Origin of the sequence: Mesorhizobium sp. 2RAF45 (genome assembly GCF_052115225.1) — a bacterium.
Lineage (GTDB): Bacteria > Pseudomonadota > Alphaproteobacteria > Rhizobiales > Rhizobiaceae > Mesorhizobium > Mesorhizobium jarvisii.
Genome location: NZ_JBFRGG010000003.1, coordinates 474,775 through 492,281 on the forward strand (window position 1 = coordinate 474,775; position 17,507 = coordinate 492,281).

The following is a 17,507-nucleotide window of genomic DNA, read 5'->3' on the forward strand; positions in this document are numbered from 1 at the left end:
CGCGCTACTCGGCCGCGGCGCGGATGCCCGGCATGTCGGGGAAGGTGCAGATGACGGTGGTGCCCTTGTCCTTGCCGGTTTCGATGCGAACATTGCCGCCATGCAGTTCGACAAAGCTCTTGACGATCGACAGGCCGAGGCCGGCGCCTCGCCGGCGGCCGCCATTGGTGCGCGGTTCGAAGCGGCGGAACACCGAGTCCAAAACGTCAGGCGGCATGCCGGGCCCATCGTCGTGAACGGAAAATTCCACCCCATCCGCCAGATGCCGACAGGCGAGCCGGATGGTGCTGGCTTCCGGCGCGTAATTGGCGGCGTTGCTTAGCAGATTGTAGAGGATCTGGCGGATGCGGGTCTCGTCGCCGTGGAACGTCTTCGGCGCGGCAGCGGCATCGACTTCGAGCCGGATCGAATGCTCCTGCAGCCGGTCGGCAACCAGTTCCGCGGCCGCCGCGATGGTGCGGTCGACATGCACCTCGGAAATGTCGAGCTGCATGATGCCGGCATCGACGGTCGCAAGGTCGAGTATGTCGTTGACGATGGTCAGCAGCACCGAGGAGGACGAACTGACGTGCTCGACATATTCGCGCTGCTTTTGATTCAGCGGTCCGGTGGTGGGCAGTGAAAGCAGTTCGGTGAAGCCGATGATGTTGGTCAGCGGCGAACGCAGTTCGTAGGACACGTGCTGGACGAAGTCGTTCTTGAGCTGATCGGACTTCTCCAATGCCTCGTTCTTGTCCTTCAGCGCACGTTCGACATGCACGCTGTCGGTGACGTCGACGAAGGTCATCATCACTTGCCCATTGGGTAGCGGGATCACGGCGTAACGCAGCACGGTGCCGTTGTTGAGCTCGCTCTGGCCGTGCCGGTCGCGGCGTTCGTCGTCGAAACCGGTGATGGCGGCGACGAAACCGGGCCAGGGGCTGTCGACCGCCTGGCGGTCGCAAAGGTCGCGTATCGTGGAGACGTGAACATTGGGCTTGGCGGCGTCGCCGCTCAATCCCCAGAGCGTCGCAAAGGCCGGGTTCGACAGGCGCAGCCGGCCATCGGGTCCGAACACCGCGACGCCTTCGGCGAGATTGTCGAGCGTTTCGCCCTGGACGCGCACCGCGGTGCGGTAGCGGCTTTCCAGGTCCATCTTCTCGGTCAGGTTCTCGAATACCCAGGTGACGCCGCCCTTGGGCTGCGGATTGGCGACGACGCGGATGGTCTTGCCGTCGGGCAGATGCCACCAATGTTCCTGCGATTCCACTGCGCGATAGGCGCCGAGCAGGCCTTCCTTCCAGCGGCGCCATTCGGGCTGCTCGGCGATCTTGCCTTCGCTGCGTAACCGGTCGAGCAAAAGCGCATTGTCGGGCGCGCTGTGCAGGAAGCCGCTGTCCAGGCCCCAAAGTTTCTGGAAGGCCTGGTTGAAGAAGCGTAGCTTCTCGTCTGTGTCGAAGATGGCGACGGCGGTGTTGAGCTGGTCGAGCGTGTCGGCGTGGCTGCGCACCGTCCGCTCATATTCGCCGCGAATGGTCTCGATGGCGCTGGTGTCGGCGGCAAGGCCGGCCGAACCGTCGGCGCCGGCGAAGTCGGTCACCGCGAAGACGCGGCGGTCGCCTTCGATCACGGTGGAGAGCGACTGCTCGAAGACCGGATGCGTCTTGTGCTGGGCGTCGATTGCCTCGCGTGCCTGGCCGCCGAGGAATTCCTTGGCGTCACGGACGGCGGCTTCCGCGCTTTCGGCTTCGACCGCGTCGGCATAGGCCCGGTTGACCCATTTCAGGCGTCCGTGCTCGTCGCGCAACCATGCCGGCATCTTTAGCGCTTCGAGCAGGCCGATCATCGTGTCATGGTCGGCGGCCAGCCGCTGGTTGTCGATCTTCAGCCGGGCTTGGCTGCGCTGTGTCTCGGAAAGCGAGACAAACCGCACGAGGATATGCGCGGCGCTCTTGCGGCCATGCACTTCAAGCGGGGCGCCGGCTTGCGATTCGATGACGAGGTCGAAGGGCCTGGCCTTTTCGCGCAAGCCCGCGATGGCGTGCTCGAGCGCCGCCGCCGAGCGCGGCATCAGCCAGCGGCCAAAAGCGAGGAAAGCCGCCCGTTCCTCTGGCGCGCCGCTTTCGACAGGCAACGTGCCGATGAGTTCGGGCTTCTTGTTCTCCGAGGCCCAGACCACCACGCGCTGGTCGCGCAGATTGAGCAGCGCTTCCGAACGGCGCAGTGCCGCATTGATGTCGGCGACGCGGCTTCTCAGTTCGACATTCTCCGCCGAAGTGCGGGCCCGTTCGCGGATGAGAACGATGGCCGACAGGAATGCCGCGCCCGTCACGCCGACGAACACGGCAAGCTGCATGACTTCGACCGTGTTGATCGACAGGCCGGCGGTGGTCGCGGCGGCGTTCTCGGCATGCGCCACGGCGCTGGCCAAGGGTCCGGCCAGCGCGGAACTGGTCAGGAACAGACCGATGCGGGCACGCCATGAAAGGCGCCCGCCCTGAATGGTCGAGCCTATGGTCCCCGAATCGTCGTGGCCGCCGGAAACGGCCGATCCCGCTCCGTGCGGGTTTTGCCCCGGCATGTCTTGGTCCTCTCCGCCGCCTGAATGCAAGACCGCCCTGATACGCGCCTCTCTGATCCCCTCTCGGGCCGGAAGCGTCGCGAATCACCTGACAATAAACCCTCGCCGAATCGCCGTGAAGGCTGATCGCGCGCAAAAATAAGGCCGGGCGAAAAGTCAATCGCCCGGCCTCAATATATGGTAGTAAATTTAGCTTTGGTTAATAGCGGTAGTGTTCCGGCTTGAACGGACCCTGCGGCGTGACGCCGATATAAGCGGCCTGTTCACCCGACAGTTCGGTCAGCCGTGCGCCGAGCTTGTCGAGGTGCAGGCGTGCGACCTTCTCGTCGAGATGCTTGGGCAGGACATAGACCTGGTTCTGGTACTGCTCGCCCTTGGTGAACAGCTCGATCTGGGCCAGCACCTGGTTGGTGAAGGACGCCGACATGACGAAGCTCGGATGGCCGGTGGCGTTGCCGAGATTGAGCAGGCGGCCTTCCGACAAGAGGATCATCCGCTTGCCGTCCGGGAAGGTGATCATGTCGACCTGCGGCTTGACGTTGGTCCATTTCAGATTGCGCAGCGAGGCGACCTGGATCTCGTTGTCGAAGTGACCGATATTGCCGACGATCACCATGTCCTTCATCGACCGCATATGGTCGAGGGTGACGACATCCTTGTTGCCGGTGGTGGTGATGACGATGTCGGCGGTCGGCGCCGCGTCTTCCAGCGTCACCACTTCAAAGCCGTCCATCGCCGCCTGCAGGGCGCAGATCGGATCGACCTCGGTGACCTTGACGCGGGCGCCGGCGCCCTTGAGCGAAGCCGACGAGCCCTTGCCGACGTCGCCATAGCCGCAGACGACCGCGACCTTGCCGGCCATCATCGTGTCGGTGCCGCGGCGGATGCCGTCGACCAGCGATTCCTTGCAGCCATACTTGTTGTCGAACTTCGACTTGGTGACGGAATCGTTGACGTTGATGGCGGGGAAGGGCAGCAGGCCCTTCTTCTGCAGCTGGTAGAGCCGGTTGACGCCGGTGGTCGTCTCTTCAGTGACGCCGCGGATCGCAGCCTTCTGCTTGGTGAAGAAGCCGGGCGAAGCCTTCAGGCGCTTCTTGACCTGGGCGTAGAAATATTCCTCTTCCTCGCTCTGCGGGTTGGACAGCACGTCCTCGCCGGCTTCGGCGCGGGCGCCGATCAGGATGTACATGGTGGCGTCGCCGCCATCGTCGAGGATCATGTTGGAGAGGCCGCCGTCGGTCCACTGGAAGATCCGGTCGGTGTAGTCCCAATACTGTTCGAGGCTCTCGCCCTTGACGGCGAAGACCGGGATGCCGGCCTCGGCGATGGCCGCGGCGGCATGGTCCTGGGTCGAGAAGATGTTGCAGGAGGCCCAGCGGATGTCGGCGCCGAGCACCTTCAGCGTCTCGATCAGCACCGCGGTCTGGATCGTCATGTGCAGCGAGCCGGTGATGCGCGCGCCCTTCAGCGGCTTCCTGGCGCCGAATTCCTCGCGGCAGGCCATCAGGCCCGGCATTTCGGTTTCGGCGATATCGAGTTCCTTGCGGCCCCAGCCGGCAAGCGAGATGTCGGCGACCACATAATCCTTGCTACCCGTCATGGCAGTACTCCGATGCGAATTGTTATGCTGCGAATTGGTTGCGGATGCGCCCGCGCCGGTTGGCGCGTCGAAGGGCGCGAATTGCCGGCCTGACTAGCAGATCAGGCTCAAGACGACAATGGGATATAAAGAAATCTTTATCCCTGCATGTCTCGCGAGCATGCCTAGAACGGGATCAGCATTCCTCGCCGAAGCGGGAGGCGACAAGCTGCTCGAGCGCGTCCATGACCTCGAGCGCCTCTGGCCCGCTGGCGGTGACACGGATCGAGTAGCCCGGGCTGGCGGCCAGCATCATCAGGCCCATGATCGACGTGCCGCCGACCTTGACGCCGTCCTTCTCGACATGGACCGCGGCGTCGAAGCCGCTGGCGAGCTGGACGAATTTCGCCGAGGCGCGTGCATGCAGGCCGCGCTGGTTGACGATCGGGAACTCCCGGACGATGTGGTCTTTCTCCGGGGATAGCGCGTTCATTTGCTGCTCAGAAGCTGGCTGGCGACATTGATGTATTTGCGCCCGGCGGCCTGCGCCTCGTCGAGCGCGGCGGCCATATTGTCGCCCTTGCGGATCGAGGATAGCTTGATCAGCATCGGCAGGTTCATGCCGGCGATCACCTCGGTGCGGCCGGACTCCATCACCGAAATGGCGAGATTCGACGGCGTGCCGCCGAACATGTCGGTCAGCACGATGACGCCCGCCCCGGTATCGACACGGGCGACGGCGTCGACGATGTCGCGGCGACGCTGTTCCATATCGTCGTCGGCACCGATCGCCACGGTTTCGAAATTGTCTTGTGGCCCGACGACATGTTCGACGGCATGTCGGAACTCGGTGGCCAGTTGACCGTGCGTTACAAGCACGAGTCCGATCATTCTTTGGTGGCTCCCGTCATCGCCGCTTCACAGGCGCATTTTATGCTCGCCAGCCATTCCAGGCGGCGGGAGCGCTATCTTGTCGACGCGCGGCCCGTTGACAAGCCCAAAATTGCGCCGGCCCATGCCATTTTGACGCATTGCAGCAAAAAATCGGGAGCGGATCATAGAAAAGGCGCGATCGACAGCCGCGCCATCACGGCCGGCAGGGCCGTGGCGGCATTACGCTCGGCAAGGTCGATACGCGGCACCGGGCAGCCTGCGACCGGCCCGCTGATTTCCTCCTGGAAACGGGCCATCTCTGCCTTTGGCACCAGCCTCACATGCAGGTCGATCACCCCGCCCGGCTCGAACGGCAGCCGGCGCGGCATGAATCCAGGCACTTCGGCGAGACCGGCGATAGGCGCCGGCACGCGACAGACCAGCCGCCCGGCGCGGGCCGCGGCGAGCAGCCTGTCGTCGCCGATCAGCCGCGAGAACAGCCCGCGCGCGCGGCAATGGTCCAGGAGTGTCAGCGCCAGCGTCGTCTTGCCGGCGCCGGACGCCCCGGTGATAAGGACGCCGCGCTCGCCGATCAGGATCGCGGTTCCGTGAATGTTTTCTGGCTGCGCAACTGGATCAGGCACGATGCTGCCCGATCATGCCTTTTGCGTGAAGCATGATCTCTGGACGAACGGAACCGTTCGTCCGAGAAAACCGGTTCCCACTTTTCGGGATCATGCTTCGGCCGGCAACGTCACGACGAAGCGCGCGCCCTTGATCTCGCCGGGCTTGGTGCCGGGGATGTTCTCGGCGGTCAGCGTGCCGCCATGGGCTTCGACGATCTGCCTCGAAATCGACAGGCCCAGGCCCGAATTCTGGCCGAACGCTTCGCCGGCCGGCCGGTCGGTGTAGAAGCGTTCGAAGATGCGGTCGATATTGTCGGCGCGGATGCCGGGACCGTTGTCGTCGACGGTCAGGATGTTGAATTTGCCGGCGCGCGCCAGTGACAGGCTGATGTGGCCATGGTCCTCGGGAACGAAGGAGCGCGCATTCTCGATCAGGTTGGTGACGACCTGGCCGATGCGCAGATCGTGGCCGGCGACGAAATAGCCTTTGACGCCCTGCGGCAGCTTGGCGACCTTGAGCTCGATCTCGACCGCCTTCTTGTTGCGCGTGGTCTCGCGCGACACGGCGACGAGGTCGGTGATGAATTTCTTCAGGTCCACCGTCCCGGCATCCTCACGCGCCAGCTCGGCGTCGAGACGGGAAGCGTCGGAAATATCGGTGATCAGCCGGTCCAGCCGGCGCACGTCATGCTGGATGATGTCCATTAGCCGGCTGCGCGAATTGTCGTTCTTGGCCAGTGGCAGGGTTTCCACGGCGCTGCGCAGCGAGGTCAGCGGGTTCTTCAATTCATGCGACACGTCGGCGGCGAAGCTTTCGATCGCCTCGATGCGCGCATAGAGCGCGTTGGTCATGTCGCGCACCGCGACCGACAGGTTGCCGATCTCGTCCTGCCGGTCGGAAAAGTCGGGGATTTCCTCGCGGCTCTTGACGCCGCGCCGGACCCTGACCGCCGCCGCCGACAGCCGGCGCAGCGGATTGGCGATGGTCGAGGCCAGAAGCATCGACAGGATGGCGGTGACCAGTGCCGCGATGCCGAAGACGCGCAGGATCGCCTTGCGCTCGGCGGCGACGATCTTGTCGATGTCGCCGCCTTCGGTCGACAGCATCAGCACGCCGAGAACGGCACGGAAGCGCTGGATCGGCACCGCCACCGACACGATCTGCTCGCCCTGCTCGGAGACGCGCACGATGGTCGAGGGGCTGCCGGTCAGCGCCTTGACCACTTCCGGGAAGGCGGCGCCATTGCCGCCGGGCTGCTCGCGATAGACCGGCAGGTCGGCGTTGCGGAAGAAGTCGAAGATGAACTTCTGGACGCGCTCGACAAGGTCGGGCTGTTCCTCCTCGACCGGCGGCAGATCGTAGCGCAGGATCTGGCCGCGCGAATAGAGATGGCGCGAATCGAGCAGTAGATTGGCGTCGCGGTCATAGATGCGGGCCCGTGTGCGGGTCGGCGAGATCAGCCGCCGCAGCACCGGCGCGACACGCTCGGGATTGATTGGGAAATCGAGATTGTCGAGCTGGTCGGAGCCCGGCCCCAGGCTTTCGCCGGCCTGCAGCTCAAGCAGCTTCTCCGGGTCGATGCTGATCGAATCGGTCTCGACCGTCGCCGATGCCGCGATCGCGCCGGCGATGATCTCGCCCTGCGTCATCAGGCTTTCGACGCGGGCATCGATCAGCCCGTCGCGGAAGGTGTTGAGATAGAGGATGCCGGTGACCAGGACAGCCAGGCCGGCAAGGTTGAGGAACAGGATGCGCCGCGTCAGGCTGGAAAAGATGTGGTGGCCGAGGAAGCGGCGCATCGGCACCGTGATCTTCGAGACGAAGGACGGCATGATGCGCGACGGCCGCCTGGCGGCGCCCGTCGGTCTTGTTCGCTGTGCTTCCACTGCCATCGAATAGCAGGCCCTGTTTAGTGAGTAGGCAGTAGGCAGTAGGGAATAGAGAAATGGCTGAGATTCCCTACTGCCTAACCCCTACTGCCTATTCCCTATTCACGCTTCTCGGAACCGATATCCCACGCCGTAAAGGGTTTCGATCATCTCGAAGTCGTCGTCGACAGCCTTGAACTTCTTGCGCAGCCGCTTGATGTGGCTGTCGATCGTGCGGTCATCGACATAGACCTGCTCATCATAGGCCGAATCCATCAGCGCATCACGGCTTTTTACCACACCGGGACGCTGCGCCAGCGAATGCAGGATCAGGAATTCGGTGACGGTGAGCGTCACCGGTTCGCCCTTCCAGGTGCAGGTGTGGCGCTCCTGGTCCATGACGAGCTGGCCGCGCTCGAGCGAGCGGGCCTGCTGGCTGGGCGCCTTTGCCGCAGCTTCGCGCGCGCTGGCACGGCGCAGCACGGCGCGCACCCGCTCGACCAGCAGGCGCTGCGAGAACGGTTTGCGGATGAAATCGTCGGCGCCCATCTTGAGGCCGAACAATTCATCGATCTCGTCATCCTTGGAAGTCAGGAAGATCACCGGCAGGTCGGACTTCTGGCGCATCCGGCGCAAGAGCTCCATGCCGTCCATGCGCGGCATCTTGATGTCGAGGATGGCAAGATTCGGCGGACGCGCCGCCAGGCCTTCCAGCGCGGACGCACCATCCGTGTAGGTCTCGACGCGATATCCCTCGGATTCGAGGGCGATCGACACCGACGTCAGAATGTTGCGGTCGTCATCGACAAGCGCGATTGTTGCCATTTCAAGCGGCTCCCTCATGAGCTGTCCCTTCTTTCGTAGAGAAGGGGCTTTTGCAGGACAAATTAGGTACAAAATGTGGCATAGGCCTTGTCCGCTGTCACGCGCGGGGTGCCGCAGGCCACAATCCTACCTCGACATGGATTGGACGAACTTACATCGCCAATCCTTTGGGCAACCGTGAAACTTTTCGCATATATAAACGATTTAAACAACTTTCAAAATTTTTAAATCGATTAATGATTTGATATCATTTGGCTTTTCTGGTTTTGACCATCTCAGCCTGCACAACGGGCGTGCCGGAAATGTGCCGGCAAAGATGCGGCAAATCGTAGAAGGGACACCAATGTCGGAAGTCGGCAAACGCAATCCTGCTTGCCCGATCGATCGTATCGGCCTGAAAACCACCGGTATGGTGCGCTATAATTTTGGCGCGGCCGCCCTTTATGAGGAGGCGATCCGGCGCGGCGAGGCCCGGCTGACCGCGCATGGCGCGCTGGTCGCCGAGACCGGCCAGCACACGGGCCGTTCGCCCAAGGACAAGTTCGTCGTCCGCGACGCCGCCACCGAGGCGCATGTCTGGTGGGACAACAACAAGGCGATCTCGCCGGCCCAGTTCGAAACGCTGTTCGCCGATTTCCTTGCCCACGCCGCGGACAAGGATCTCTATGTTCAGGACCTCGTCGGCGGCGCCGATGCCGAGCTGAAAATGCCGACGCGCGTAGTCACCGAGTTTGCCTGGCACTCGCTGTTCATCCGCAATCTTCTCATCCGTCCGGACAAGGCCGAGCTCGAACAATTCGTGCCCGAGATGACGATCATCGACCTGCCGTCCTTCCGCGCCGACCCCGCCCGCCACGGCAGCCGCACGGAAACGATGATCGCCGTCGACCTCACCCGCAAGATCGTGCTGATCGGTGGCACCTCCTATGCCGGCGAGATGAAGAAGTCGGTGTTCACCATGCTCAACTATCTGCTGCCGCAGAAGGGCGTGATGCCGATGCACTGCTCGGCCAATGAAGGGCCGGCGGGCGACGCGGCCGTCTTCTTCGGGCTTTCCGGCACCGGCAAGACGACACTGTCGGCCGATCCGTCGCGCACGCTGATTGGCGATGACGAGCATGGCTGGGGTCCGCACGGTATCTTCAATTTCGAAGGTGGCTGCTACGCCAAGACGATCAAGCTGTCGGCCGAGGCCGAGCCGGAGATCTTCGCCACCACGCAGCGCTTCGGCACGGTGCTGGAAAATGTCGTGCTCGACGCCGACGGCGTGCCGGACTTCAACGATGGTCGCCTTACCGAAAACACACGCTGCGCCTACCCGCTCGACTTCATCCCCAATGCCTCGAAGACCGGGCGCGCCAGTCATCCCAAGAACATCATCATGCTGACCGCCGACGCTTTCGGCGTGATGCCGCCGATCGCGCGGCTGACCCCGGCGCAGGCGATGTACCATTTCCTCTCCGGCTATACGGCCAAGGTGGCCGGAACCGAAAAGGGCGTCACCGAACCCGAAGCGACGTTTTCGACCTGCTTCGGCGCCCCGTTCATGCCGCGCCACCCCTCGGAATACGGCAATCTGCTGCGCGAGCTCATTGCCAGCCACGGCGCCGATTGCTGGCTGGTCAACACCGGCTGGACCGGTGGCGCCTACGGCACCGGCAAGCGCATGCCGATCAAGGCGACGCGCGCTCTGCTGACCGCCGCGCTCGACGGCTCGCTGAAGACAGCCGAATTCCGCACCGACGCCAATTTCGGCTTCGAGGTGCCGGTAGCGGTGCCTGGCGTCGACGGCGCCATTCTCGATCCGCGCTCGACCTGGGTCGACAAGCCTGCCTATGACCGCCAGGCGGCAAGACTGGTCGGCATGTTCGCCGTCAACTTCGAGAAATTCGAGCCGCATGTCGATGCAACCGTGATGGGGGCGGCGCCTCGCATGCAGGAAGCGGCGGAGTAAGAGCCCGGATCGCTTGGCATCGTAGCCGCGCAGTACCATCGAAGGCCCGGTTTCGATCGGGCCTTTTCTTTTGTCCGCCGCCGCGCCATGACTGCGGCATGCCGATCGATGACAATATCATCATATCAGACGAAGCCGTGATCCATCCCGGTGACCTGCACGAGGATTTCATCCGCTCGTCGGGGCCGGGTGGTCAGAACGTCAACAAGGTGGCAACCGCCGTGCAACTGCGCTTCGACGCGGCCAGCGCGGCCGGCCTGTCGGAACGCGTGCGTGCCCGCACGATCAAGCTTGCCGGCCAGCGCGCCACCAAGGACGGCGTCATCGTCATCGAGGCCGGGCGCTTCCGCACCCAGGAGCAGAACCGGGCAGATGCCAGAGCGAGGCTCACGGCGCTTGTCGCCAAGGCCGCCGAACCGCCGCCGCCACCCCGCAAGAAGACGCGCCCCTCGAAAGGCGCGGTGGAGCGGCGGCTGAAGAGCAAGGCTGGACGCGGCACGATCAAGAAGCTGCGCGGCCGGGTGGAAAACGACTAAGCACCACACCAGCCGCGTGCATAAAACGGCTTTCCATTTCGCACCGCAGATGCGAGGTTTCGCCATTGCCACAGCAAGGGAGACCAGAGATGGGCATGTTCGATTTCGTCAAGAGCGTCGGCAAGAAACTGGGCATCGGCGGCGACGAGGAAGCCGCACCCACGGCCGACACGCTCAAGAAGGAGCTCGATTCACACAAGCTCGGCACCGATGGCGTGCAGGTCGTCGTGCAGGGCGACACGGCGGTGCTGAAGGGCGTGGTCAAGGACCAGTCGATCTTTGAAAAGGCGGTCATCGCCGTCGGCAACACGCTGGGCGTCTCCAAGGTGCAGGCCGACGAATTGCAGGTCGCGCCGGACGCCGGCAAGGCAGCTGCCCCGGCCAAGGAACCGACCTTCTACACCGTCCAGAAGGGCGATAACCTCTGGAAGATCGCCGAGAAAAGCTACGGCAAGGGCCAGGGCGCCAAGAACACCGCCATCTTCGAGGCCAACAGGCCGATGCTGACCCACCCGGACAAAATCTATCCGGGCCAGGTGCTGCGCATCCCCTGATTCGGCTGCCAGGCAGTCTCGAAACGGCTTAATCAAGCGCCGCGCATCCGAAAGGACGCGCGGCGTTTTCGATTTTTGCCAGTTGCGCTTCAGCGAGGCCGTGATGTTGCGGCCCTGACCCAGATAGCAATAGCCGCAGCAGTGCAATCGGCGACGGCTTTCGGGTCGCTGTTTTCCGTTGATGGTGGCATCTTGCGGGCTCGAACCATCTCAAGGTGCGCTATTCCATGCTCGTTCTGCCCAACGGCGTCCGCCACATGCCGGCCTATCTCTCCCGCGCTGTTCAGGAGGCGCTGGTCGAAGAGGTGAGAGGCATCATCCAGCAGGCGCCGCTGTTCGTCCCTGCCATGCCGCGCACCGGCAAGGAGATGAGCGTGCGCATGACCAATTGCGGCCCGCTCGGCTGGGTCACCGACAAGGAGCGCGGCTATCGCTACCAGCCGACGCATCCGCTGACAGGAGAGCCATGGCCGCCGATCCCGGAGGGCCTGCTCGAGCTGTGGCGGCAGGTGTCGGGCTATCCGAATCCGCCGGAGGCCTGTCTTATCAATTTCTACACGGCCGACGCGAAGATGGGCCTGCACCAGGACCGCGACGAGGCCGATTTCTCGGCGCCAGTCGTCTCCGTCTCGCTGGGCGACGATTGCCTGTTCCGGGTCGGCCAGACGACGCGCGACGGCGCCACCAAATCGTTCAGGCTGAAGAGCGGCGACGTCGTCGTGCTTGGCGGCGAGGGCCGTCTCGCCTTCCACGGCGTCGACCGCATCTATCCCTCGACCTCGGCGCTGCTCAAGAACGGCGGCAGGATCAATCTGACGCTGCGGCGGGTAACGAAGCCGCACGAGAACGCCTTATAAGCCGCTCCCGAGGCACGTCCCTATCAAGGTCGCAAGGGTCCTGGAAACAACAGCCGCAACTGCCTGGCAAGGCTGCGGTGCCGGGGCCGCCCGACGCTGTCACGCCTCGATTTCGAGAGCCGAAAGCGGCTTCGAGCAGCAGGCGAGGATGAAGCCGTCATCGATCTCGTGATCGAGGATGCCGCCATTGTGGCTCATCTCGACGGCGCCGGAGACTTTCTTCACCTTGCAGGTTCCGCACAGGCCGAATTCGCAGGCCGCTGGGATCCGCACGCCCGAGGAGCGCGCCGTCTGCAGCACGGTCTGGCCGGCGACGCACTCGGCATCGACATCCGAAAGCGCGAAGCGGATCGGTGTGGCCTCGACGGGAACGGCAATGCCGTCTTCCCCGGGCGACGCGAACGGCGCCGGGACTTCCTCCACCGCGGGGGCGGCAAAGCTCTCCTGGTGGTATTTCGTCATGTCGAAGCCGGCGGCTTCAAGCATGCCGCGCACGGCGCGCATGAAAGGATCCGGACCGCAGCAGAAGATCTCGCGTTCGCGGAAATCGGGCGCCAGCAGCGGCAGCCGGATCGCGTCGATGCGGCCCATATGGCCGTACCAGCCCTCGCGGCTCGACCGCTCCTCGATCATGAAGCCGAGCGACAGGCCCGGCATATGGCCGCCGAGCAGTTCGAGCTCCTTGCGGAAGATGATCTCTTCCGGGCGACGCGCGCAGTTGACGAAGCCGACATCGGTCCATGGCGCGCAATCGTTCAGCCAGCGCAGCATCGACATCATCGGCGTCACGCCGGAGCCGGCCGAGATGAACAGATATTTGGCCGCCGGATGGCTGTGCAGCGAAAAATCGCCGCTCGGCCCATAGGCCTTGACGTGCGAACCGGGCACCAGGTGATCGAACATCCAGCGTGTGCCGGTGCTGCCGGCCTGCGCCTTCACCGTCACCGCGATCGAGAACGGCCGCGACGGCGACGACGACAGCGTATAGGTGCGCATCAGCGGTCCGTCCAGCGTCGGCAGTTCCAGCGTCACGAACTGGCCCGGCTTGTAGCGGAACCAGGTCTGGTTGTCGGAGCGGAAGGTGAAGGTCTTGACGTCAGGCGCCTCGTCGCTGACGCCGATCACTTCCAGCACCTGCAGCCTGTCGTTCCAGGGCGCCATCTGGTCGAGATGGCGATAGAGGCCAAGATCCGTCATCGCGTTCATCCCCAAACCCCTCAGGCGACACTGCGCAGGGCCGGCCGGCCATCGTCGGCAAGGCGCGGACCGATGAAGCGGGCGTACCAGTCGACAAACTGGATCACGCCGCCCTCATGCAGCTCCGAATAGGGGCCGGGTTCATAGGCCGGCGACTGGATGCCGAAGGCGTTTTCCTCGACGATGCGGCGATCCTGGTCGTTGGTCTCGGTCCAGACATGGGTGAGTTCGGCAAGATCGTAGTCGACACCCTCGACCGCATCCTTGTGAACCAGCCATTTGGTCGTCACCGCGGTTTCCGTGGCGCTGATCGGCAGCACGCGGAAGGTGACGGCGTGGTCGCCCAGAATGTGGTTCCACGTCGTCGGATAGTGATAGAGCAGCAAGGAACCGATGCGGTCGGCGGAGACGCTGTCGGACAGGTTCTTCTTCACCGCCCGCTTGCCGGTCATCGTGTAGCTGACCGCATCGCGCAGCAGCGGCGCGCGGGTGGCGCGGTATTGCCCGGCCGGATCTATGCGGAACTTGCTCGGCAGGCCGGCCGCTTCGCATTTGGCCCAGTGTGCCAGCATCTCCGGATCGCTGTCGGCGCCTTGCACGCCGGTCACCGTCGGGGCTTCCGGGAAGGTTTTGCACAGCTCCGGGTGATTGCCGGCGCAGTGGTAGCACTCGCGGTTGTTTTCCCAGACGAGCTTCCAGTTGCCCTTCTCGACGATCGTGCTCTCGAAGGCGATCTTGGCTTCGCTGAGCCGGTGCGGCTTGAGATAGGGTTCGATCATCGCCCGCATCGGCGAGAAGTCGGCGGGTTCCTTGGCCAGGCAGATGAAGATATAGCCGGCCACGCTTTCGCAGGCGACCGGCTTCAGGCCGAACTGGCTCTTGTCGAAACCGTCGGCCATCTGGCGGGCAAACAGCAGCCTTCCGTCCAGCTCATAGGTCCATTGGTGATAGGGGCAGACCAGCTTGGCGGCCATGCCCTTGTCGGTGTTGCAGACGCGGCTACCGCGGTGGCGGCAGGAATTGTGGAAAGCGTTGATCTTGCCCTGCTGATCGCGCACCAGCACGACCGGATAGTCGCCGATCTGCACGGTGATGAAGCTGCCGGGCTTGGGCAGTTCGCAATCATGGCCGACGAACAGCCAGTCGCGATACCAGATCAGCTCCATGTCGAGCTTGAAGAAATCGGGATCGGTATAGAAGGGCTGCTCGAGCGAGAAGCCCTCTCTGCGGCTGTTCAAGAGCCTCAGCATATCGTTGCGCGCATCCATGTCCTGTCCTCATACTTCAAGGACTGAACTGGTGGTGATTGAGGAAGGATGAGACGCAGGCCGGCGAAAGCCGGGCGCGCGCCATCCGCCTCTTGACCGCCCACCGCGATCAGTCGAGTTCAAAAATCTCGGGCTGGTTTCCGGGCTCTGGAGTGTCCTTGCGGACGGTCGCGACACCTTCCCAGGCTTTCGCCCAGTGGTCTCCCGTTGCGACTTGAACTCCACCACCGTTGCGGGGGCAGCGCCGGATTTTGACCGGCTTCCCAATTCTCCGCCCCGTCGTCACGAAGCGGCACCTGAGATGACATGATCTAATCACGACGGCGTTTGCGACATCGGCATGAAAGCGACATCGCATCCATGCGGCGCGACACGCATGCGCAACGATCTGGGCGCGGACAGCGGTCACGAAAATCGTCGTCGCCGATAGCTGTACTGGCTGTCAAAATCGACCCGGAACAGGGGCAAAAAAAGGTTAACGGTTTCGAAAAGTGACTATTAGAGGATTCTAAAATCGAACCGAACGGTTCGTTTCTGTTGACGGTGCGTGCAGGACGGTGTGAACACTGGACCTCCGATACAGTCTGTGATCTTGCGGCTGGCTTTTATTAAGTGATTGATATCAAGAAGAAAAATTTATGGCAAGGAAACCTCTGGCACAATTTCAAGTGGTGGATTCTTGGTCCACACGGAACAACTTCGTGATTGGAAACGGCGATCTGGCTTTCCCACATCGGGGCTGTCCGAACGACGCGATTTCAATCCCAAGACACGCCGCTAGACGGACGGAAAAAATACTGGAGTACTAAAAATGAAAAAGATTGTTCTCACTGCCGCCGCCCTTCTGGCCATTTCCGGCAGCGCCTTCGCTGGTAGCGACCACTACGGTTCGAATGCCGCCGCAGCCACGACTGTCGACAGCTCGTACACCGCTTCGACCAAGAAGTCGGAACCGGCTGCTCAGACGCCTGCCCAGGGCGCAGATCACAACCTCTTCGGCAATAACTAACAACGGGTCCCGGCTAATGGCGGGCTTTTCGCCCGCCGCTCTGGCCGATCTTGAGAAACTCAGGAGACTAACATGAACAAGCTCATCCTTGCTGCCGCCGCCGTCCTGGCCATTTCCGGCAGTGCCTTCGCTGGCAGCGATAACTACGGTTCCAACGGTGCCAACCAGCCGGCCGCTGCGGTCGACCATTCCTACACGGCTTCGGTCGACAAGTCGGCTCCGGCCACCCAGGTGCCTGCTCAGCAGGGCGCCGACCGCAACCTCTTCGGCAAGTAATGCCGGTTCACGGAAATGGCGGCGATGCCGGCCATTCCCGTGAAATCCAGAAATTCAGGAGACTAACATGAACAAGCTCATCCTTGCTGCCGCCGCCGTTCTGGCCATCTCCGGCAGCGCTTTCGCGGGCAGCGACAACTATGGCTCCAATGGCGCCAACCAGCCCGCCGCAACTTCGGTCGACAACTCGCGTACGGCTTCGATCCGCGAGAGCGGCTCGCCCGTCTACAAGCTGCTCAATTCGTCGGGCGACGTGCAGAAGTCCGCTCCTCAGGGCAGCGACCGGAACCTCTTCGGCCGTTAACAGCCGAAGCTGATCTCCAAAAAAAGAGCGGCGGGCCTGGCCCGCCGCTCTTTTTTGTTGCCTTGACCCAGCAGGACCGGCGGCCTCAAGCCGCTTTTGCTTCCGGCTTTTGCAGCGCGAAGGAATGTCCGTCCGCATCGAAGATATGCAGGTCCTCGGCATTGGCGCTCAGCCGCAATGTCGAACCGCGCTTGACCTCGACATTGCCCGGCAGTTTGGTCACCAGCGGCAGGTCGGCGCGGCCGATATCGATATAGACCAGCTGGACCTCGCCGAGCTGCTCGACATAGTCGACCGTTCCCTCGAACAGATAGTCCGCGCCGCTGGCAATCATCAGGTCTTCCGGCCGCACGCCGAAACTGACCGCCGCGCCCTTGGCCGAGGCCGGCGTCGTGATCGGCACCGTCGCCTTGCGGCCGCCGACATGGTTGACGACGGTCGGGTTGCCGGTCTTGTCGATGGTTGCCGGCAGGATGTTCATGGCCGGCGAGCCGATGAACTGGGCGACGAACAGGTTGCCGGGCTTCTTGTAAAGGTCCATCGGCGTGCCGACCTGTTCGACATGGCCGTCCTTCAGCACCACGATGCGGTCGGCCAGCGTCATCGCTTCGACCTGGTCGTGGGTGACGTAGATCATCGTCGTGTTGGGCATCGATTCCTTGAGCTTGGCGATCTCGATGCGCGTGGCGACGCGTAGCGCCGCGTCAAGGTTCGACAGCGGCTCGTCGAACAGGAACACCTTCGGATTGCGCACGATGGCGCGGCCGATGGCGACACGCTGGCGCTGTCCGCCCGACATCGCCTTGGGCAGCCGGTCGAGATATTTGGTCAATTGCAGGATTTCCGCCGCCTGGCGAACGCGGCGGTCGATCTCGGCCTTGTTCTCTTTGCCGATCTTCATCGAGAACGCCATGTTGTCGTAGACCGTCATATGCGGATAGAGCGCGTAGGACTGGAACACCATGGCGATGCCGCGCTTGGACGGCGGAACGTCGTTGACCACGTCGCCATCGATCTTGAGTTCGCCCGACGTGATTTCCTCGAGCCCGGCGATCGAGCGCAGCAAGGTCGACTTGCCGCAGCCCGACGGGCCGACGAAGACGATGAACTCGCCCGATTTGATATCGAGGTCGATGCCGTGGAGAATGTTGAGATTGCCGTAGGACTTCTTCACTTGTCTCAAATTGACATCGGCCATTGGTGTCCTCCCAGTGATTTCC

General features: G+C 63.1%; 17 protein-coding genes and 1 riboswitch. Of the genes, 7 read left to right on the top strand and 10 right to left on the bottom strand.

Annotated features, from left to right (window positions below; genetic code table 11):
- Positions 1 to 4: 4 nt before the first annotated feature.
- From AB4Z43_RS11745 to AB4Z43_RS11775, 7 genes are all read right to left on the bottom strand, one after another.
- Complete coding sequence (locus AB4Z43_RS11745) at positions 5 to 2,560, bottom strand: sensor histidine kinase (RefSeq protein ID WP_064985127.1); 2,556 nt, start codon at positions 2,558 to 2,560, stop codon at positions 5 to 7.
- 199 nt (positions 2,561 to 2,759) lie between these two features.
- Positions 2,760 to 4,160, bottom strand: coding sequence for an adenosylhomocysteinase (gene ahcY, locus AB4Z43_RS11750; RefSeq protein WP_202361052.1), 1,401 nt, complete (start codon positions 4,158 to 4,160; stop codon positions 2,760 to 2,762).
- 175 nt (positions 4,161 to 4,335) lie between these two features.
- Positions 4,336 to 4,632, bottom strand: a complete 297-nt coding sequence (locus AB4Z43_RS11755; RefSeq protein WP_010912938.1) for an HPr family phosphocarrier protein — start codon at positions 4,630 to 4,632, stop codon at positions 4,336 to 4,338.
- On the bottom strand, positions 4,629 to 5,030 hold the full coding sequence (locus AB4Z43_RS11760) for a PTS sugar transporter subunit IIA (RefSeq protein WP_010912939.1): 402 nt from the start codon (positions 5,028 to 5,030) through the stop codon (positions 4,629 to 4,631). Before AB4Z43_RS11760 ends, AB4Z43_RS11755 begins: the two co-directional genes overlap by 4 nt.
- A 164-nt stretch (positions 5,031 to 5,194) precedes the next feature.
- Positions 5,195 to 5,656, bottom strand: a complete 462-nt coding sequence (locus AB4Z43_RS11765; protein ID WP_202361051.1) for an HPr kinase/phosphorylase — start codon at positions 5,654 to 5,656, stop codon at positions 5,195 to 5,197.
- A gap of 90 nt (positions 5,657 to 5,746) precedes the next feature.
- Entirely contained in the window at positions 5,747 to 7,531 is a 1,785-nt protein-coding gene (locus AB4Z43_RS11770) for a stimulus-sensing domain-containing protein (protein ID WP_441937531.1), read from the bottom strand.
- A 99-nt stretch (positions 7,532 to 7,630) separates the two neighbouring features.
- Positions 7,631 to 8,332 (bottom strand): response regulator transcription factor, encoded by a 702-nt coding sequence (locus tag AB4Z43_RS11775; RefSeq protein ID WP_010912942.1) that lies wholly within the window; start codon positions 8,330 to 8,332, stop codon positions 7,631 to 7,633.
- 343 nt (positions 8,333 to 8,675) lie between these two features.
- Between AB4Z43_RS11775 and AB4Z43_RS11780 the strand changes: the two genes are divergently transcribed.
- The 4 genes from AB4Z43_RS11780 (at position 8,676) to AB4Z43_RS11795 (ending at position 12,233) form a co-directional block, all read left to right on the top strand.
- Positions 8,676 to 10,286: a phosphoenolpyruvate carboxykinase gene (locus AB4Z43_RS11780; protein WP_038651518.1), complete on the top strand. Its 1,611-nt coding sequence runs from the start codon at positions 8,676 to 8,678 to the stop codon at positions 10,284 to 10,286.
- 98 nt (positions 10,287 to 10,384) lie between these two features.
- Positions 10,385 to 10,822, top strand: a complete 438-nt coding sequence (gene arfB, locus AB4Z43_RS11785) for an alternative ribosome rescue aminoacyl-tRNA hydrolase ArfB (RefSeq protein WP_038651522.1) — start codon at positions 10,385 to 10,387, stop codon at positions 10,820 to 10,822.
- Between the two features lie 89 nt (positions 10,823 to 10,911).
- Positions 10,912 to 11,376: a peptidoglycan-binding protein LysM gene (lysM, locus tag AB4Z43_RS11790; RefSeq protein WP_019862690.1), complete on the top strand. Its 465-nt coding sequence runs from the start codon at positions 10,912 to 10,914 to the stop codon at positions 11,374 to 11,376.
- 227 nt (positions 11,377 to 11,603) lie between these two features.
- Entirely contained in the window at positions 11,604 to 12,233 is a 630-nt protein-coding gene (locus tag AB4Z43_RS11795; RefSeq protein ID WP_019862691.1) for an alpha-ketoglutarate-dependent dioxygenase AlkB family protein, read from the top strand.
- Between the two features lie 99 nt (positions 12,234 to 12,332).
- Here AB4Z43_RS11795 and AB4Z43_RS11800 read toward each other — a convergent pair whose 3' ends face one another.
- The gene (locus tag AB4Z43_RS11800) at positions 12,333 to 13,430 is read right to left on the bottom strand and encodes a 2Fe-2S iron-sulfur cluster-binding protein (RefSeq protein ID WP_441937762.1); all 1,098 of its coding nucleotides are present in this window, start codon (positions 13,428 to 13,430) and stop codon (positions 12,333 to 12,335) included.
- Between the two features lie 20 nt (positions 13,431 to 13,450).
- Positions 13,451 to 14,698 (bottom strand): aromatic ring-hydroxylating oxygenase subunit alpha, encoded by a 1,248-nt coding sequence (locus AB4Z43_RS11805; RefSeq protein ID WP_019862693.1) that lies wholly within the window; start codon positions 14,696 to 14,698, stop codon positions 13,451 to 13,453.
- A gap of 114 nt (positions 14,699 to 14,812) precedes the next feature.
- Positions 14,813 to 15,013: riboswitch (cobalamin riboswitch) on the bottom strand.
- Between the two features lie 496 nt (positions 15,014 to 15,509).
- Here AB4Z43_RS11805 and AB4Z43_RS11810 point away from each other — a divergent pair.
- From AB4Z43_RS11810 to AB4Z43_RS11820, 3 genes are all read left to right on the top strand, one after another.
- Positions 15,510 to 15,707 (top strand): DUF680 domain-containing protein, encoded by a 198-nt coding sequence (locus tag AB4Z43_RS11810; RefSeq protein ID WP_019862694.1) that lies wholly within the window; start codon positions 15,510 to 15,512, stop codon positions 15,705 to 15,707.
- Positions 15,708 to 15,779: 72 nt separating this feature from the next.
- Positions 15,780 to 15,983, top strand: a complete 204-nt coding sequence (locus AB4Z43_RS11815; protein ID WP_019862695.1) for a DUF680 domain-containing protein — start codon at positions 15,780 to 15,782, stop codon at positions 15,981 to 15,983.
- Between the two features lie 67 nt (positions 15,984 to 16,050).
- Positions 16,051 to 16,287 (top strand): DUF680 domain-containing protein, encoded by a 237-nt coding sequence (locus AB4Z43_RS11820; RefSeq protein WP_019862696.1) that lies wholly within the window; start codon positions 16,051 to 16,053, stop codon positions 16,285 to 16,287.
- An 85-nt stretch (positions 16,288 to 16,372) separates the two neighbouring features.
- Here the strand turns inward: AB4Z43_RS11820 and AB4Z43_RS11825 are convergent, their stop codons facing one another.
- A complete protein-coding gene (locus AB4Z43_RS11825) occupies positions 16,373 to 17,485 on the bottom strand; it encodes an ABC transporter ATP-binding protein (RefSeq protein ID WP_069090789.1) in 1,113 nt (370 codons plus the stop codon).
- Positions 17,486 to 17,507 lie beyond the last annotated feature (22 nt).

What these genes read in the sequence shown, in the direction of transcription:
- AB4Z43_RS11745 (WP_064985127.1), bottom strand. Translation starts at nt 2,560, where the DNA reads ATGCCGGGGCAAAACCCGCACGGAGCGGGATCGGCCGTTTCCGGCGGC.
- ahcY (WP_202361052.1), bottom strand. Translation starts at nt 4,160, where the DNA reads ATGACGGGTAGCAAGGATTATGTGGTCGCCGACATCTCGCTTGCCGGC.
- AB4Z43_RS11755 (WP_010912938.1), bottom strand. Translation starts at nt 4,632, where the DNA reads ATGAACGCGCTATCCCCGGAGAAAGACCACATCGTCCGGGAGTTCCCG.
- AB4Z43_RS11760 (WP_010912939.1), bottom strand. Translation starts at nt 5,030, where the DNA reads ATGATCGGACTCGTGCTTGTAACGCACGGTCAACTGGCCACCGAGTTC.
- AB4Z43_RS11770 (WP_441937531.1), bottom strand. Translation starts at nt 7,531, where the DNA reads ATGGCAGTGGAAGCACAGCGAACAAGACCGACGGGCGCCGCCAGGCGG.
- AB4Z43_RS11775 (WP_010912942.1), bottom strand. Translation starts at nt 8,332, where the DNA reads ATGGCAACAATCGCGCTTGTCGATGACGACCGCAACATTCTGACGTCG.
- AB4Z43_RS11780 (WP_038651518.1), top strand. Translation starts at nt 8,676, where the DNA reads ATGTCGGAAGTCGGCAAACGCAATCCTGCTTGCCCGATCGATCGTATC.
- arfB (WP_038651522.1), top strand. Translation starts at nt 10,385, where the DNA reads ATGCCGATCGATGACAATATCATCATATCAGACGAAGCCGTGATCCAT.
- lysM (WP_019862690.1), top strand. Translation starts at nt 10,912, where the DNA reads ATGGGCATGTTCGATTTCGTCAAGAGCGTCGGCAAGAAACTGGGCATC.
- AB4Z43_RS11795 (WP_019862691.1), top strand. Translation starts at nt 11,604, where the DNA reads ATGCTCGTTCTGCCCAACGGCGTCCGCCACATGCCGGCCTATCTCTCC.
- AB4Z43_RS11800 (WP_441937762.1), bottom strand. Translation starts at nt 13,430, where the DNA reads ATGACGGATCTTGGCCTCTATCGCCATCTCGACCAGATGGCGCCCTGG.
- AB4Z43_RS11805 (WP_019862693.1), bottom strand. Translation starts at nt 14,698, where the DNA reads ATGGATGCGCGCAACGATATGCTGAGGCTCTTGAACAGCCGCAGAGAG.
- AB4Z43_RS11810 (WP_019862694.1), top strand. Translation starts at nt 15,510, where the DNA reads ATGAAAAAGATTGTTCTCACTGCCGCCGCCCTTCTGGCCATTTCCGGC.
- AB4Z43_RS11815 (WP_019862695.1), top strand. Translation starts at nt 15,780, where the DNA reads ATGAACAAGCTCATCCTTGCTGCCGCCGCCGTCCTGGCCATTTCCGGC.
- AB4Z43_RS11820 (WP_019862696.1), top strand. Translation starts at nt 16,051, where the DNA reads ATGAACAAGCTCATCCTTGCTGCCGCCGCCGTTCTGGCCATCTCCGGC.
- AB4Z43_RS11825 (WP_069090789.1), bottom strand. Translation starts at nt 17,485, where the DNA reads ATGGCCGATGTCAATTTGAGACAAGTGAAGAAGTCCTACGGCAATCTC.